10 protein-coding genes are annotated in these 17,569 nt (G+C 59.5%); 4 read left to right on the forward strand and 6 right to left on the reverse strand.

Features of this window, described 5'->3' with window-relative positions:
- Positions 1–65 precede the first annotated feature (65 nt).
- Complete coding sequence (locus O7A70_RS05150; RefSeq protein WP_337139406.1) at positions 66–698, reverse strand: LysE family translocator; 633 nt, start codon at positions 696–698, stop codon at positions 66–68.
- A 1,020-nt stretch (positions 699–1,718) separates the two neighbouring features.
- The gene (locus O7A70_RS05160; RefSeq protein ID WP_337139407.1) at positions 1,719–2,819 is read right to left on the reverse strand and encodes a RelA/SpoT domain-containing protein; all 1,101 of its coding nucleotides are present in this window, start codon (positions 2,817–2,819) and stop codon (positions 1,719–1,721) included.
- Positions 2,820–3,451: 632 nt separating this feature from the next.
- On the opposite strand from O7A70_RS05160, the gene O7A70_RS34160 reads away from it, so the two are divergent.
- The 3 genes from O7A70_RS34160 (at position 3,452) to O7A70_RS05170 (ending at position 6,788) form a co-directional block, all read left to right on the forward strand.
- Positions 3,452–3,637 carry an AraC family ligand binding domain-containing protein gene (locus tag O7A70_RS34160; protein WP_442921158.1) on the forward strand — a complete coding sequence of 62 codons (186 nt, stop codon included), beginning with the start codon at positions 3,452–3,454 and terminating at the stop codon, positions 3,635–3,637.
- A gap of 300 nt (positions 3,638–3,937) precedes the next feature.
- Positions 3,938–5,005: a cyclic nucleotide-gated potassium channel gene (locus O7A70_RS05165; RefSeq protein WP_337139408.1), complete on the forward strand. Its 1,068-nt coding sequence runs from the start codon at positions 3,938–3,940 to the stop codon at positions 5,003–5,005.
- A 616-nt stretch (positions 5,006–5,621) separates the two neighbouring features.
- A complete protein-coding gene (locus tag O7A70_RS05170) occupies positions 5,622–6,788 on the forward strand; it encodes a porin (RefSeq protein WP_337139410.1) in 1,167 nt (388 codons plus the stop codon).
- Positions 6,789–7,096: 308 nt separating this feature from the next.
- Here the strand turns inward: O7A70_RS05170 and O7A70_RS05175 are convergent, their stop codons facing one another.
- From O7A70_RS05175 to O7A70_RS05195, 4 genes are all read right to left on the reverse strand, one after another.
- Complete coding sequence (locus O7A70_RS05175) at positions 7,097–8,773, reverse strand: tetratricopeptide repeat-containing sulfotransferase family protein (protein WP_337139411.1); 1,677 nt, start codon at positions 8,771–8,773, stop codon at positions 7,097–7,099.
- 150 nt (positions 8,774–8,923) lie between these two features.
- Complete coding sequence (locus O7A70_RS05180) at positions 8,924–11,224, reverse strand: mechanosensitive ion channel family protein (RefSeq protein WP_337139412.1); 2,301 nt, start codon at positions 11,222–11,224, stop codon at positions 8,924–8,926.
- A gap of 351 nt (positions 11,225–11,575) precedes the next feature.
- Positions 11,576–12,997 (reverse strand): adenylate/guanylate cyclase domain-containing protein, encoded by a 1,422-nt coding sequence (locus O7A70_RS05190; RefSeq protein WP_337139414.1) that lies wholly within the window; start codon positions 12,995–12,997, stop codon positions 11,576–11,578.
- Positions 12,998–13,362: 365 nt separating this feature from the next.
- Entirely contained in the window at positions 13,363–16,275 is a 2,913-nt protein-coding gene (locus O7A70_RS05195; protein ID WP_337139415.1) for a trifunctional glycosyltransferase/class I SAM-dependent methyltransferase/polysaccharide deacetylase, read from the reverse strand.
- A 628-nt stretch (positions 16,276–16,903) separates the two neighbouring features.
- Here O7A70_RS05195 and O7A70_RS05200 point away from each other — a divergent pair.
- Positions 16,904–17,569: a hypothetical protein gene (locus O7A70_RS05200; protein ID WP_337139417.1), complete on the forward strand. Its 666-nt coding sequence runs from the start codon at positions 16,904–16,906 to the stop codon at positions 17,567–17,569.

Raw genomic sequence — 17,569 nt, forward strand, 5'->3', positions numbered from 1 at the left:
GCTGTTCCTCGTTTCAAGATAACATCGACCGCTCGATCTTCTTTGTTTTGGGGCGCGAAAAATCCTCAAGCGCGCAGGGCGCTTGCGAACAGCGACAGCGCAAAGATCAGCAGGGCCGAACTGAAGCCGAGATTGACATAACGCAGCCCACGCGCGCTCAGCCGCTTGCGCAGATGGTTGGTGGCCAGTGTCAGCGTTGTCCACCAGGCCGCCGAGCCGAGCAGCACGCCGGCCGAGACAAGCGCCAGGGTTTTCCAGGACGGCATGCCGGCGCCCAGGATTCCCGGCGTAAGCGTGAGAAAGCCGACCAGCGTCATCGGATTGCCCAGCGTCCAGATCAGCCCCGTCACATAGGCCCGGCCCGACGGCATGCGACGCTGCAACGCCGTGTCCAGGGATGGCGTCAGCCGTGCCGCCGTCAGCGACATGTAGAGCAGGAATATGCCGGCGCAGAGCTGCAGCAGCATGTGCCAGCCCATCAGGACTTGCGCCACTGCCCCGAGCCCGGCGGCAGCGATGGAGGCATAGACCGAGTGTGTGGTCGCCGCCCCATAGCCGGTCGCCAGACCCGGCCCGATGCCGCCCGCGATGGTGCGCTGCACGCATAAAAGGCCGGTCGGACCGATGGGGGCCGCGACCGCAAAGCCGAGCAGGGCGCCTCGCATCGCACTGAGGACAAGTTCCGATGTACCCGACATGCTGATAGATCTTCCTTTGAGCGCACATCGTCGGGTTCCGGCCAGGCAAGATCTCGGCCATATACCGACCGTGGCTGGCAAGGGTCGTCCCGTTTTCGTGAGCTGTTCGACATTGTGGCGGAAGGTCGACCGTCGGCGGGGCTGACAAGCGGTCGTCTTGACATTTTCTCCAAACATTAGAGAAGTCTAACTTACGTGCCTTCGTGTATAGACGTCGCTCTATCCCGCGAGCCGACGCGCCAACTGGCGGTGGAGAAAATGTAGAATTCTCCTGATGCGCGTCGCACGGCTCCGAATTCAGTCCATCCTCAGGCTGGCGCAGCCAATCACAAAAGAAGCTGCCCAGCGTCCACCATTTGGATTAGGCTTGACTCTCGGCTGTCGTTTTTTTCCAATCGTTTTCAACTGGCTTTCGGTGGGACCCACCCGCTCCACGAAGGGCGATACGAAGAGTCCGCGGCGCAGTGGGCAAAGTGTGCTCAAGTCAATCCCAGTCTTGGCACGTTCGTTATGTGTCAGGCGTGGGCGCTGGCACTTGCGGGACGAATGGACGAGGCGAGGCCGATTTGTGCGCGAGCGCTGGAGCTGGAACCGGGATTTTGCATTCGCACCATTGTCGAAGCAGGATTTCCCCCCACGATTGCGGACAAAGCTGTACACGGGGCGATTGTTGGGACTGCCCGAATCGTGATCGCACTGTGGGTTGGGGCCTAACCGGGACTGGCTTCGACGCCTCGAAGTCGAGCAACGCGTCATCCAAACACTTGAGATCGTCGAGACCCAACTCTGCATAGGGTGTGCTTTTTACGCGCAACAATGCCCTCACTGGGATGCCAGGTGGGCGATTAGAGTAGCCCGGTCGCTCGCCACTGACAGGGCTATTCAGATCGTTGACAGATTCTTCTTGCAAAGGGACAGTCCGCTTGCGGCCCCCTTCCAGCCATATACGGTGGCCACCGATCGCCGAACTGAGTCAAAGCTGCTGGCAACCATAATCGGGCGTTTCGCAGGGCTTCCGAGCTACCATCCGGTGCGGGCTACTCTGTATTCGACAGCCGCCTTTCCCGAGCAGATGGATTTCAGACTGCGGGCGAACAATGAAACGTTCCCGAAGTAATTCGGGTATATTTTGACAAGCTTTTCGACGTTGTCCACCTCAACCAAGACAGCCGTCAAATCACTCCCCCTTAGCGCGATTTTCCTCTCTATATCTTCCAACTTCCGCGCACCCAACATAAGAGTTCGGAATGGTTGGGCGGTGACGCTCTGATCCGTGCTATATTCCAACAAATGGTGCCGAAAATGTCCCGCCGACTGTTCGATATTCTCTGAGTGGAGGGTAAGATTCGTGATGTCTTCCAGTATACTTGTCGCACCTAGACGCCTGTTAATATCCCGCAATTCCCGCACTCGGTCATCGTGATCCGGAACACCGACATGAATGGGACACTGCTCAACATGCGCGAATTCCGCCGACATAAGCTGGAAAAGGCGTAGCCAATCCTGCTCGCCGTTTCCGTGCTTCAAATCCTGGCGCCGGAATAGCCCGACGGCCTCAACTGCAGTTGCCCATGAGTGCTGAAGTGTGGTCCGAACTTGCAATTCGATGCGTCGTCCCTCGAAAGCCTCAGTCTCGGCAGCTCTGGGTCGGTACTGCAGAACAATATGGTGACTCCGATAGCCGTCCGGCTTCGGCTCATCGATATAGTTAAATTCCCGACAGTGTATCTCGTGAGGGAACTTGTCTCGCATCGATTCGAGAAGCAAGCGAACACTTTTAATGTCGGGCATGATCGCTCGGCAGCCGCCGATGTCGTTCATTGTATCCAAATTGGTGGTGGACTCTCGAAGCTTTCGACAAATGGATGCCAGACGCTTCGGACGCGATGCCATGTCGCCCTTCAATCGCAGGGCTTTCATGTGGTGACCGACAGAGAACCGAACGCTCCGCATCGGCAGAAAGTGCGAGTCGCGCCAGCTATTGGCGATTGAGAAGATCCGCATCGTGTCCACGTACTGGCCGGCGGTGGTGTCTTGTCCGAACTGCATAGGTTTGGCCAGCCGGTCGCCTGCCTTGCGAACGGCTTGCATGCTGTATTTAAGGCGCGGGTACTCAGTCATTGGACCACAAAGTCAAGGTAGGCCGCCTCATTCTGGACTGGGCGGGACGACCGCAAGAGAATCGGATCTCATGGATCGTATCGCTTTGTATACGCCAAGTCCGCTCAGAGCGGCTGGGATTGAAGCCGCAAAACCTCGACAGTGCCTCCTCGAGTTGCGTCAGCGGTGACCTCACTGGCTCCTGCAACTTGAGCGCACGCAACATCACAACCATGCCGTTGCCGTCGCGTACGAACAGCGCCTCTCGAGTGATGCGGAGCACTTGGCCAATTGCGGACCTGACCGCCGGCTCTGGCTGAGACCAATCCAGTCGTCGGCCGCACCGTACTGTTCTCAAGCATCATGCGCATCAAACGCGCGCAGCAGATTGAGATCCACCGCTGCGATTTATATAGCGAATAACCCATACGAACATGCGCTTCCTCTCACCGGTGCAGTGCCTATCTCTTCTTGGCTCTGCAAGACCTTATCACCAAGCCGAACCAAAGGAACCAGCCATGGACGTGGCAGTTGTCAGTTCGCGCCCTTAGACGAGAGTCTCCTGGGATGTGGATAAAATGTTCCGGATCACCCTCACCAGGGCCGATACAGCCGGCTGCTGGGAATGTTGGAGGGCCGCGTGCAAGCAGCCGATGGCACTCGTCCACGATTATCAGAATGAATACGAGGTCCTGCAACTGGTGGAAGGCCAGCATGAGTTTTGGCTCGACTGCGCAATAACCCGCGGCGGGCCGGGCAGCTCGATCTTCCCGCCGCCTGGCGTGCCGCACACGTTTTGGGTAGTGGGTGACGGGCCGGGGGGAACCTCACGCTCGTGACACCAGGCGGATCGGAGCGCTCTTCTTGGGTGTCGCCGCCGGCACCCTCTCCATTGCCGACATGCCGGCCGTCTTCGAGGCCGGGCATCTCTACGGCCTTGAACTCGTCGGCCCGGCTCCCTGGAACAGTTGAAACCTGTTGCAAATGCCCGGATGGGCCATTCTCGGTTGCGGCCTGTCGGTTTACGTTCAGGCCATCTGAGTTCACCTCGTGATGAACATCCCAGCGAAAGAGCCACCTTTGCGCTTGCCTTGAAGGCATCCTATTCTGGAGGAATAGCATCCGCTCGTGGGCACAGAATGTCGGTCCTGCCTTTCTTGAGAATTTACGCGCCGCTAAACGCGGTGCTGGCTGCGCCCGGGCTGCTGGCGGTGGCTGCGCTCACGATGCCGGACATGTCCGGAAGAAGCAGGCTGGCTCTGACTGCCGTGCTGGCGGTCATTTGGGGCGCTTATCTTCTGCAGATGGCCGAGACGCTGCTCAAGCGCTGGGCGGGAGACCTTCGGGACAGGACGCCGGCAATCGCCATTGATATGCTTGCGGTTTTGGTTCCACTCGCTGCATTTCTGCTCGAAGGCACGCCCGACCGGAGCCTTTACTGTGCTGTTTGGCTGCTGAAACCGCTGCGCGACTCGACGTTCTTCCCGGTACTGGGCAGGGTGCTGGCCAACGAAGCGCGCAACCTGATCGGCGTCACCACGCTTTTCGGCGTCGTTCTGTTCGGTGTCGCGCTCGCGGCCTATGTCATCGAGCGCGACATCCAACCGGAAAAGTTCGGCAGCATCCCCCAGGCAATGTGGTGGGCGGTGGTCACGCTGTCCACCACCGGTTATGGCGACGCCATTCCGCAAAGTTTCGCCGGCCGCCTCCTTGCCGGGGCGGTCATGATGTGTGGCATCGGCGTCTTCGCGCTCTGGGCCGGCATTCTTGCCTCCGGCTTCTATCAAGAAATCCGTCGCGAGGATTTCGTCCGCAATTGGCAATTGGTCGCCGCCGTGCCGTTGTTTCAGAAGCTCGGCCCGGCCACGCTGGTCGAGATCGTGCGCGCGTTGAGACCTCGTAATTTGCCGCCGGGCGCCGTGATCTGCCGCAGGGGCGAGACCGGGGATCGGATGTTCTTCGTTGTGGAGGGGCGGGTCAGCGTCGCGACGCCGAACCCGGTGGAGCTTGGCCCTGGCGCCTTCTTCGGCGAGATGGCGCTGATCAGCGGCGAACCGCGCTCGGCGACCGTCAGCGCCGCAACGGCGGTCTCACTGCTGTCGCTGCACGCGGCGGACTTCCAGATGCTGTGCAGCAGCAGCCCGGAGATCGCGGAAATCATCCGCAGGACCGCGCGTGAGCGGCACGGCGCGGCACCGATGGCTTGACCGTACCAGGTGTTCGCCAAGAGGAGGACGCGACGGCAAGGCTGCCCAACTGCCTGTCGATTATGGCTGGCTGGAACTACATGGGCCGCTCTATCGGCCCCACGCGGAGGTTCTGGAGGGGACGTTGACATTCCCAGAGGCGCAGCCGCCGAGTCCGCTCGGCCACGTTGCGCCGCTGGGCAAAGAAAGCGCCGGCACAATCAACAAGGCCGCGTCATTCCATGGAAAAGTGTGAGCGCGCCGAACATCGGCTTTTCCTCGGATGCGGCGGTTCCGCGGCAATTCCCTGGCAGACGACTTAGGCCTTGCCATGATTCCGTCGGCCGACCGCCGGATTCGGCCGGACATAGGCGGTTGCGGCGGGCCCGATAGTTAACGAGAGCTTTCTGAGTGAGGCCAAATCGTGTCATTTGTGCAACAACGCTGGGGGATAGCAGCCGAACTGTCCTTTCGCCAGTACGATCGTTGTTGAACGCCGCCGGCTCATGGGTAATGTCGGTTTCGAGGAAGCGGCGCGGTGCGCATCTTTTTCGGTAGTGGGGATGGGGCAGGGAACGCTGTCCTTCAGCAAAGAATACCCAGACCCGTTTTTTAACTTTTGACTGGAGGTCAGAAAATGAACATCAAGAGCCTTCTTCTCGGCTCCGCTGCGGCCCTGATCGCAGTTTCCGGTGCGCGCGCCGCCGACGCCGTCGTCGTCGCCGAGCCGGAACCCGCTGAATACGTCAAGATCTGCGACGTCTACGGCGCTGGCTACTTCTACATCCCCGGCACCGAAACCTGCCTGCGCATCGGCGGCTACATCCGTTACGACATCCAGGGTGGTGATGTCGGTTCGTTCGATGGTGCGAAGTCCCGTGACGTGAAGGACGGTGACGTACAGGAGACTTGGCGCAAGAAGGCCCGCTTCACGCTGAAGACATGGACCGGCCAGGAAACCGAGCTCGGCACCTTGAAGACCTACACCGAGACCCGGTGGAACTTCAACAATGCCAACAACTATGCCAGCTACTATGGCAATCCTGCTGGCAACTCGAGCCCCTCGCTGAACTTCGCCTGGATCCAGCTCGGCGGCCTGCGCGTCGGTAAGGACGAATCGGCCTTCAACACGTTCATCGGCTACGCCGGCAACGTGATCCAGGATACGCTTGTTCCTTACGGCGACTTCGACACCAACGTCGTGCAGTACTACTTCGACGCCGGCAACGGCTTCTCGGCGGTGGTTTCGCTCGAAGAAGGTTCGGGTGCAGGCAAATTTGGTTCCTACGGCGTGGGCACGATCGACAGCTACGTTCCGCATGTCGTCGGCGGCGTGAAGTGGACGCAGGGTTGGGGCGCCATCACCGGTGTCGTCGCTTATGACAGCAACTACGAAGAAGTCGCCGGCAAGGTTCGCTTGGACGTGAATGTCTCCAGCGCACTGTCGCTGTGGATCATGGCTGGCTACGGCACCGACGACAACTACAACGATCCTACCTATGCGCTCCCGGCTGGTGGCCGCGGCTTCTACAAGCAGTGGGGCGGCAACTGGGCAGTGTGGGGCGGTGGCACCTACAAGTTCAACGAGAAGACCTCGTTCAACGCCCAGGCGGGCTATGACGACTGGAAGAACCTCAGCATCGCAGCAAACATAGCCTACGACGTCGTTCCCGGCTTCACGGTCACGGCCGAAGTCGACTACCTGCACGCAGGTCATTTCGACGATGTGGGCTTCTCGAACTGGACGAATGCCGACAAGAAGAACAGCGTCGGCGGTATGCTCCGCTTCCAGCGCTCCTTCTAACAGGCGCTGCCTGATTGAAATCGAAAACCCGGCGGGCAACCGCCGGGTTTTTTCATGCCGCCCGTATGGCACTTCGGACAGCCGATGGCATGGCCACGCATGCAGACGTGGAACAGCAATCCTCGCAGCGAAAGGAAAAACTGCTTGGCAAGCGACGCTTGAAACGGCGGCAGGCTCTGTGGCCGGGATACGCCGGCGGGACAGGTGAAGGAACGCGGCGTTCAGCCTGAGGAAACCCTCGCGGCGGAAAGCGTACGCCGGCGGGATAGGGTGCAACCTAAGCTGCGCGCAGCATCAGGCACTACCTGTCAAGCCTCGGCAAGATCGCCCAAGGCTTCGATCAACGGCTGAATCTCGCTTTCGTAATTCTTCCAGCGCTTGACGGACGACGTATAGATCGGCTGGCGGACCTGCCAATTGCTGTAGGTATTTACGGAGCCGCCCCTGTCAAAAAAGCGCAGGCAGGCATCGTCCCACGGCAATCCGAGATAATCTATGAGCCGGCGCGACTGCTCCTCCTGATTTTCGATCAACGTCTCGTAGCGATTTTCGAAAATACGACCCGGGAAAACATTATCCCAATGCCGCATCAAGCGATCATACTCTCTGTAGTAAAGCCCCAGCGTCTCAAGATCGGCACTGTAGCTGTGGGCTCTATTGAACTGCAGGACGAAACAGGAGATGCAATTGTCGATGGCGTCGCGACGACAATGAATGATACGCGCTTTAGGGAAAAGAAGGCCAACCAGGCCGATCATCTCGAAATTGTGAGGCATCTTGTCGACAATTCGCAGCGAGTCGGGAGCCCGCTCGCGCAAATAAGCAAGGTGCTCTTCGGCCAAAGTCCTGGTTAGATCGGGAGTAATCATCGCGATCGATTGACCGAGGTTCGCGTTGGAGTGGTCCACGACACCGAGTCCACTGGCTATTCGCCTAAGTTTGCTGAGCTCGCCGGCGCCATGAACATTGGGGTGGCTGGCACAGATCTGCTCTGTCAATGTTGTGCCCGAACGGGGCATGCCGACGACGAATACAGGCGCCTCCGAGGGATTGCCGTACGCGGCTCTTGAAGCGACCAGTTCCGGCGTGAAGGTTTCGATCATGCCATCGATCCAGCGACGGTAGGATTGCAGATCGAATGCATGCCCCCCGGCTTGATTCCCCTTCTTGAAGTGATCCATCGCCTCCTTATAGCGACGGAGGTCGTTGAGAACCTTTCCTGCGGCGTGATGGAGCGCTGCCGCTCCTTCCGGCCCATGGCCCGGGTCTTGAAGCTCCTTCAGGATTGCCCCGAGTTCGGGCGGCTCTTCAGCGAATTTGCGCGTGCGTGCAAGCGCATTGTGGGCAGCCGGCACCGCGATGCGCCGTTCTATTGCCTCTTTCAGATGAACCGCGGCTTCGTCCATACGGCCGAGGCTTGCGAGCGCGCGGGGTAGCCCCAACCGGGCTAGGGGATGATCTCGGTCGACCCTGAGCGCCTTCTCAAAGAGCGGCAGCGCCATTTCCCCCTTGTCAAACGCATTGTATGCATCGCCCAAGGCGCAAAGCGCTTCCACCAGATCCGGCTTCAAGTCCAGGGCATGCTGAAGGTGCCTGATCGCCGGCGTAAATTCGCTGACCTTTAAATAGGTCTCGCCGAGGCTAAGATGGTAGTAGGGGTTGTGCGGATCCTCTGCCATCGCCCGAGCGAAATACCGCAGTGACTTTTCGTTATCGAAACCGAGCCCGAGCGTTCCCAGGATATACAGGGCTAGCGGATGGTTTGACGTGCGAGCCAGGACCCTGAGGCACAGTTCCTCGGCCTCGGACAGACGTTCGGCCTGCTGCAATTCGAGCGCCTGCCGTAAAAGCAAGTCGTCGGCGTGGCTGCTGTGGGGGCCTGCCTTGGGCTGCGCTTTGAGTGGCGCAGCCTTCGGCGATGCCGTCCTCGGCGAGGGTTGGGTCTTGAGGTGCTTTGCCCATGCGGGCGGCAATCGGTTGCTCATCCTGTCTGGCTAGCAAAAGGGGCTTGGAGAATCCAGCCTCAACAGCCGTTTTGCGCAGAGCGCCGGCGCGGCGCCATCGATTTGCCCATGCTTCCCGATCGATCCCTTATCGGATTTCCGTTCGGGTCGGTCCGGTGACGGCGCTCTTTCCTATTCCGTTGTGCTAGCTTTTTTTCTGCGCCGATTGGTGTGCGACTGCGCGACGGCCATTTGCAACTCGGGTGTAATCTCCAACGGCGCATTCTCTGCCTCATGTGGATTCTGTAGCCCCTGGACGTGAACGGTCGGGAATGGGAGCTCGATGCCCTGCTCCTTGAAGACCTGGCGGAGGCGTACATAGAATTTGCGTTTCATAGCGAAGGCGCCTCCCGGTCTGGTCATGGCCTTGACCCTCAATACGATGCCGTACTCGCCGAACTCCTGTACGCCTTGCATCTTGATCGGGTCGAGCACCCAGTTTTTGAACTCGGGATCTTCCGCCAGTTCGAGGCCGATCCGCTTGATCAGCTTGCGAGCGAAGTCGATATCGGTGTCATAGCCGACGGTGATGTTGAATTTGTCGATAACCCAGTCACGGCTCTGGTTCTGGACGGCCCCGAGTTCCCCGAAAGGTATGGTGAACAGTGGACCACGATGATGGCGCAGCTTCACCGAGCGCAGCGAAAAGCTTTCCACGGTACCCTTGTAATTGCCCGAGGAAATATATTCGCCGACACGAAACGCATCATCGAGCAGAAAAAACACGCCCGAAATGATGTCCTTGACGATGGTTTGTGCCCCAAAGCCCACCGCCACGCCGACGACGCCAGCGCCAGCGATCAGTGGGCCGATCTCGATACCCATTGAGGCGAGCATCATCAGCACCGCCATCACGATGATCAATGCGAGCAGAATGTTCTGGAGGATCGGCAAGAGCGTGCGCAACCGCGCCTGCTGCGGATCGAGGATCGGGACCTCTTCGTCGCTGATCGCAGGGTGTGGTGTTTCGATGCCCAGCTTTCGTTCGATCAAGGCTTTGATGATCGACCAGCCGAAATCGGCTGCGAGGGCAATGACCACGACATTGATCAAGCCGCGCAAGATGAAGGTCGTCGTCGGATCGCTGTCCCGCATGGATTGCATGTTCAGACCCCAGACACGCGCGAGAAAGTAAGCCGCCGCCAGGATGAAAATCATTCGGATTCCGCGATCGATGACAGCGATCGTCACCGCCGGTATCGTAGGCCGGCCGAGATCTTCCGAACCTGGCCGCAGGACGAAATTAACCCCGCGCTGCGTCGTCACGATTGCCAACGGCAGGAAGAATGCGGCGAAGGTAAGCCAGAAGTATCCATAAAGGCCGGCGATGCGCTGCAGGAACAGGACGACGAAATAAGCCGTCAAAATCCATGTCGCTTCCGTGTGAACGCTGTGGCGCGCACCGTCTCGCTGCGTTCTTGGCCGACGCCAAATGGCCAGCAGCAAGAGCAACAGCAGCACGAAATCGGCGCCCAATGACAGGACCATCATTCCGTCCTGATCTATGCCGAGACCTGGCAAGAGGATGAAGGCGGCGCCGAAGAAGGCGAAGACGCCAACGATCCGGGGTAGCCAATAGGACCAATGGTCAGCCGCTTCGTTGGTGATCGGCAAAGCACGAACCTCGACGGCGTTCTCGACGTTCATGAACGAAGGGACGAGCATGGCCATGACGTACATGCGCACACCCCATGTAACGACTGCCGCCATCAGAAATGTCAGTACAATCTCGCGGATAAGCATTGGCCAGTCGAACAGCATGAACGCGCCGGCGCTGCCCAGTGCGAACGAGACGATCAACGTGCTGGAATAAAGCGTGCGACCACCGATCTTCTTGACTCGCCCAACGGGCGTATCCTTTGGTTGCGCGATAATCCAGAGACGAAATGGGCGGGTCAACTTGTACGTTGCCCAAGTGAGCGCCAGGCCGGCAGCGATGAACATCGCAATCAGCATAAATACGCCGGCGGACCCCTTGCCGGACATATCCTCCATGGTCTCTGCCCGAACGCGCGCGAACTGACCTGGCAGCAAGGGCAAAGTTCGCACGATTCTTTCGATATGATGCCTGATCCGATCGAGCGTCGAGGATGCCATCGTATTCATCTGGCCTGGTGCGGCCGCGGCGCCGGACGATGCGTCGGCCGGAGAAGCTCCGGCCTTGGCAGGCGCTCCCGATGATCCGGCGTCCTGATTTCGCTGTTCGGCCACCCAGGCTTTCACTGATGGATCGTCGAGAAGCTCGAATAGCTGTTTGACCCTTTCAGGCGGGACGGTCGCCGGCGCCTGCGCCTGTGCCGGGCCCGCCAACAAGAGGGCGATCCCAACAATCAGCGCCCTGGCAACCAGGACAAATATCGCGCTCAGATGTCGGAGACGTTGTGCCGGGCGCGCCAGGTTCCTGGTTCCCAATCGTCGAATCATGAGTGGCATCGTGTGTTAACCTTCCGGTCAAATCGGCAAGCAACGGCATCTATGCCGGCCATCGCTCACCTTGAAGAAGCCGATGTTGTGGTACAAGACTCCATCGTTCAAGCTAGACCATTGCGCAGGGTCTGGTCGCGCAAATCATGATGTGATCCGCAATTCGAAGACACTGGGCGTCACGGTGCTTCTGGTAGAGCAGAACGCGTATGCCGCGTTGGGCATCGCCGACCGAGGCTATGTGATGGAAACTGGGCCCATGATCATCCAGGGCCGGCCGAGGACTAATTGCAGACGAGCGGATACGCGCTGCCTATCTGGGCTCTGACACAGCTGTACACATGAAGGCAGCCGTAAGCATCACCGTGTGCGTCTGTCCCGCATAATGCGATAGACAGTCGCATCGCCCTCCACACCTCGAAGAGGCGCATCAAACGCGACGATGCCTAGGCCGGCAAGCAGGTCGCTCACGCCTGGCGCGGAATAGAGCGCTTCGGAGATGCAAATCTGCCCGGCTTCCGCCAGTGACTGCACGCGTGCGGCGACATTAACGGTCTGGCCGAAGTAGTCGAGGTTCTCATTGAGCGTGACGGCGATCGATGGGCCGCAGTGGGCACCCATCTTCAGGATGATCCCCGGCCTGACATTGTCGCCGTTGAAGCGATCGATTTCTTCAAAAATGTGAAGGGCGGCCGAAATCGCATCCGGTGGCCGCGAGAATACTGCCATGACCGCATCTCCGATCGTCTTTACGACAGCGCCGGAATGCTGGTGGACCGCAGTATTGAGAAGCGCGAAATGCTCGCGGACTAGAGCATAGGCGTTGAGGTCGCCCAGGCGCTCATACATGGCGGTGGAACCCTTGAGGTCCGTAAACAGGAAGGTGATCTGCCGGATGCCGAGCCCCTCCTTCTCGTCGACACACTCGGAACGGAAGAGCTGGCGGAAGGTTTGCCGCGCAAGCAGAGCCCCACCGGAAACATATGGGTCGAAATCGAGCGCCGGTTTGGTCTTCAGCGCTACAAGCTCGGGCGGCCAGTTGATGAGAAGCAGCGCGCCACGAACGGACCCGGTATTCGCAACTTCAATGACAACCGGACCGGGCGGCACGACCGGCAACGCCGGCAAGAAACGCTTGCCGTCATAGTTGATCTTAAGAAGTGTCGGCGCCAACACCGGATCGCCTGATATAGGCACAGCGAACGCAGCCTGTGTCTGCACGTTGACGCCCGACAGGGAGCCGGCATGGAGGTCGGCGCGCAGCATTGTTGTTGTGCCCGGAGGCAGGAACGCCATGCCCCGTACTAACCCTCGCAAAAGGTCCAGAAAGCGTACGTCCCGCCCGGGCAGCCGCCCGTCATTGCCAAAGCGTAGCTTCCAATGAAAATCCTCGACAGAAAGCGTCTCGGGCTCGTGGAACGGCAGGCGCCGCAAATGGGGCGATACAGAGAAGGAGACCTCGATGAAGTCGTCGAGGTCTGTATCGCCCGATACGTCGCACAGGCCGCAGACGTAATGGGTCTGCAGTGTGCGCAGGGCGCCGAAACTGTCGAGCACCATCCCGGACTGGGGACAGAGCACGTCCCAGCTCATATCGAACAGGCCGCAGCGAGCCGCGTGAAGGAAGAGGTCGATTGCTTCAGGCTCGGCGATTGCGCGGTCGCGGGCGAAGGCCAGCGGATTGACCCGATACAGCGCAAGGTCGTCGCCGCTCCTGATAAGCGTTTCGAATTTTGAGATGACGCGCGGGCTCCATGCTCGCGCTTGCTCGATCTCGGTCATCTTGCGTTCGAGAAGACGATCGTTGACCACCGGAACGACAGCTCCACCGTTTGCCATGCGGCAGCTTACCAAAATCCTGCCCCGATGCGAATGGATGGAAATCCTTCGTCTGTCTCGAGCCTTAGGGCGGCACGTGCCACATTGGTGCAGGTGCTCTGAATGTCGGCATAGGGTTGTCGGCGTTTTTGCCTGCTCGATCAGCCGCACACGCGTGTCGATCTCCGCGGAAATCGGGCGATCGCCGCAATCTGTTCGCGTGAGCCATCGTCAACAGCAATGTCTCGAGCGCTCTCTACGATCGCAAGATCACGCTGCGAAGTGTCTCGTAGATCTTGGGCGTTGTGGGCGGAAACAAAGTTCACCGTTCAATTGAGCACGGCCTCGACGGTGGCAACAAAGTCATCGAGCGAGCGATCCCCACGAATCTCGATGCGCGGAAGATCGATGGGATCGCAATCGAGGTCCGCCGGCCCGTGTCTGCCGCCGAAGCCGATCCGATAGCCGGACTCCTTGGCCAGCCGGCCAAGCCGTCGGTCGGTGACCGAGAAAGGTGCCGCGAACGCCATCGTGGGCCGGCCGGTCCACCGCTCGATGAACATCCGTGAGCGTAACAGCTCACCGGCCAGGTCGGAGCTCGAAAGACCATCGATGGCGCGATGCGTCGCCAGATGGCTTCCGAAGAACGCACCTTCGGCGGCGAGACGTCGCACCGTTCCGGCGTCCATAAGCCGCGTCGGCGGACCGCTGACGGCGTCCCACTTTGCACTTTCACCCACCAGGTCCGTCACCAGGAACACTTCCGCGGTCAGGTCGTGCGCACGCAAGATCGGCCAGGCATGGTCGGCAAAGTTCTGGAAGCCGTCATCGAAAGTGATGAGCACCGGGCGGCCAGCGAAAGGCTGACGGTTGGCGATGGACCATTCCAGCTGCTCGGACATGATCGCGTGAAAGCCATTTGCGCGCAACCATGCCATCTGGCTCGCGAATGCGGCGGGCGTGACCCGGAAACGGGCGAGCGCGGCCGGACCTTCATCGGCGACGCTGTGATACATGAGAACAGGGATACGATGCCGCCGCTCGCTGCGCGCGACCTCGCGGCGCAGCGCCCGCGCCCCGCCCCAGACGATATTTCGCGCGACCCCGATTCCGATGGGTGCGCGGACCGGCACATGATCAATCACCGGCTCCGTCGCAATGTGGTCCGGTGACAGGCGGCGGAAGCGATCTATGCGATACAGTTCGGTCTGGATCGAGTGCGCAAGGACGAGGCCTTCGGTCCCTGCCAGGGTTTGCGAGATCATTTGTGCACCGAATGTGTTCCAGTCGAAGCCAGTCCTTTCAACATTGTCGCGTAGCACGAATGCGTGTGCGTTGATGAAACTGCCGCCAGGCGCCAGCGCCTCAACGAATTTTTTGGCGATGCGCCGCAACCCGGCGAGATCATCCAGGTAGTAGAGCACTTCCGAACAGACGATCAGATCCATCTCACCGGGCAGCGTGTCCGCAAAAAAATCCAGTACGCCGAACTCGACATTCGGCTGGTCCGAGCAGCGCGCGCGCGCCCGTTCGATGGCTACTGCGGAAATGTCGGTTGCGGTCAAATGGCCCACTCGGGGCGCCAGTTGTCGCGTGAAATGACCCTCCGCGCAGGCCAGCTCAAGCGCCCGTCCTATGGGGCCGGCCGGCAGAATCTCGAGCTGCCGCTCATATTTTTCCTGCTCGTAGGGCGAGCTGTAGTTCCAGGGATCCTCTGTCGCGAAATAGCGATTCCAGAACGAAGTACGATCCTTGTCGTGGCCATCCGAGGCCGGTGCACGGCGCGGCGCTGGAAGAGGCTGCGTAGCTTCGGCGCTCGACCGAACCAGTTCCCGCGCTTCCGAGACCAATTGCGCGAGCTTGCCGAAGTGGCTGGCCGGATCAGGCCGGCGTTCCGCTGTGGTCGACAGTGCCTCGGCTGCAAGCGTGTTTGACGTGTCGGCACCGTCGTCCTTTTGCAGTGCGAAATCCAGAATCAGTTCAATCCAATGACGCTTTGTCACTTTCCCGAGTACGCCGAACTGCACGACAGCTTCGATCTGGCCATCCATCATAAGGTAGGCATAGATTTGATCGATTCCTTCCGGAAGCTCGGTTGAGGTTGGATTTCGAGCGTCGACGCGAATGCCGAGCGTTAGCGCCAGCGGACGCGGCGCGGCAAGATCGTCGGCATCGAGAAGCATTTGCTCGAGATGATACTGGACGCGACGACCCGCGACCGGATCGCCCCAGACTTGGCCGAGGTCGATGATCAGCCCGCTCAAGGGGCCGCCGAACCTGTCCCACCTGGAAGCCAATTGCTCCGGCACCGATAGGCTTCCCACCATCAGGCCGTCGAAAATCACCTTGGCGATCTCACGCGCCCATTTACGTCCTGCCGGGAGCGCACGCAGGATCTGCCGGTTGATCGAACCGCCGCCGCGGCCGCAATCAGCTGCCGCGATCCACAGCGCGAACCACGCCAGTGCTTGAGAAGCGGTGCGGCCGTCCGCCGAGGTCGCCCCATTGGCATGCGCCGACGCTGGATGCTTGACCCTTGGGTCGGCGGAAAAGCCGCGGGCGATCACGATTTCCGCATCTGCCAGCGTCTGCGTCGAATTGCGGGTGAGCGAGTTGGGGCTGGCTCGATAAAAGGCGAGCGGCTCGTCGACCATCACCCAATTCTTGCCGAGACGTGCGACGCGCTGCCACAGATCCCAGTCCTCGCAGGTGCGCAGCGACACATCGAAGCCGCCCAACTCGACGATTGTTTCCCGGTCGATCAGCAGCGCGTGCGTGCGGATGGCACATCGGCGCGCGAATGCCTCGAAGGGTTCAATCGCAACCTTGGTCGCGATGCTCGACGGGGTCAGTGCCCCATCGGGCATCACGCGCCGGGAACCGCAATAGCAAGCCACGGCATCCGGCGCGGTCTCCAGTGCGGCCAGCATCTTCGCGAGGAAGCCGGCGTCCACCCAATCGTCCGCATCCAGGAACATCAGCCAGCGGCCGCGCGCTGTAGAAATCCCGTTATTGCGCGCGCCGGCAGGGCTATTCGCGCAAGAACTCAACGTCCGAAATCGGGCATCTTGTTCCACATAAGCGGCGATGATCGCGGGGGTGCGGTCCGTGGAGGCGTCGTCGATGATGATCGCCTCCCAATCCGCGGTTTCCTGATCGAGAAGGCAATCGAGTGCGCGCGTCAGCGTTACCTCCGCGTTATGCGCAGGAACTACGATTGAAACCAATGGATTATGCGCCACGTTGTCTTACCCGCGCCTGGTTCGTAAGAAGTAGAACAAGTTGCGTCGATCTTTGTCGGCGCAGGCCGTCACGATCGACGCCGATCCATTCGACCCATCGTCCACAACGACAATATCCAGTGTCTGGTAGGTCTGCTGGCGGATGCCGGCATTGCGCCGATGTTTTGCTCGACATTGAACATCGGTACCACACCGCCTTGCGATAGCATCATGGATCATCGAGCTTTCGTTTTCTTCGGCAAGAGCCGGCGAATGTCAAAACCGCATAACGGCATCGGATGGCAGCACTGCCCTGTCAAGATCGGGGCGAATTAGGGGCAAGAAAAAAGACTTGAAGACAGGCTTGAATGGCAAGCGCTCATGCCCGACGCCTTAGAGCTGCGGCCCTCGGCAAAAAAGATGATCGCGGCGAAGACGAGAGCGCAAGTTGATCCGGATCGACCCACTCGGAACCGCGGCCGAACTGCGAGCGCCGCAGTTACTTGATGATGGATCCAAGGCGCTCGAAATTCACGCGCGAACCGGCTTAAGCCGAAAAGATTCCGGCTTGCGAGCCGGGTATTTTGCTGACATCTTTATAAGTTGCTAAATTAGTACGGTGGCTGCTGTTCAAATGAAGGGTATAGGGATGGCTAAGGAATCTTCGAGTACCGCTTCTCCGGCAAATAAAGCGGACGCAAATCTGACAAGTAACGCAGAGGGAAACGGGCTGGCCTTCATGGCGGGCCAGGCTCGCGAGAGCGGGACCCCTGGCGACGCTGTAGGTGTCGACAAGATACGTGATCTCCTGTTCGGCAACCAGATGCAGGACTATGACCGCCGCTTTTCCAAACTTGAAGAACGGGTCTTGCAGCGCTTCAAGGATGTCGAATCCGAGGCCAAGCGCAATCTTGAAATGTACGAGTCAAATGCGAAAAAGCAGGTCGACTCGCTTGCGGCGCAATTGCGGAACGAAAAAGACGCGCGAGCCGACGCCGACAAGGAGATTGACCGGAATCTTCGCGAGCAAAATCAAGCGCTTGAAAAGCAGGTGCGCGCGTTGTCGGATCAATTGAACGAGCTTGAACGCGAAATTGCGGACCGGATAAATCGAAACGATCATTTGCTGCGTGAGGAAATCAAGCAAAAGAATGAAGGCATTCAGATGCTGATGGAGAAAATGTTCTCCGATCTCGGCAACGTCAAGACCGACCGAAATCTTTTGGCTGGCCTATTTGTCGAGGTTGCAAAATGTCTGAACCAGGATCCCGTCGGCAGCAAGAACAACTCGGACCGTAGCTGGAAAGTGAGTTGA

It is taken from the genome of Mesorhizobium sp. Cs1299R1N1, assembly GCF_037179655.1.
GTDB classification, from domain to species: Bacteria; Pseudomonadota; Alphaproteobacteria; order Rhizobiales; family Rhizobiaceae; genus Mesorhizobium; species Mesorhizobium salmacidum.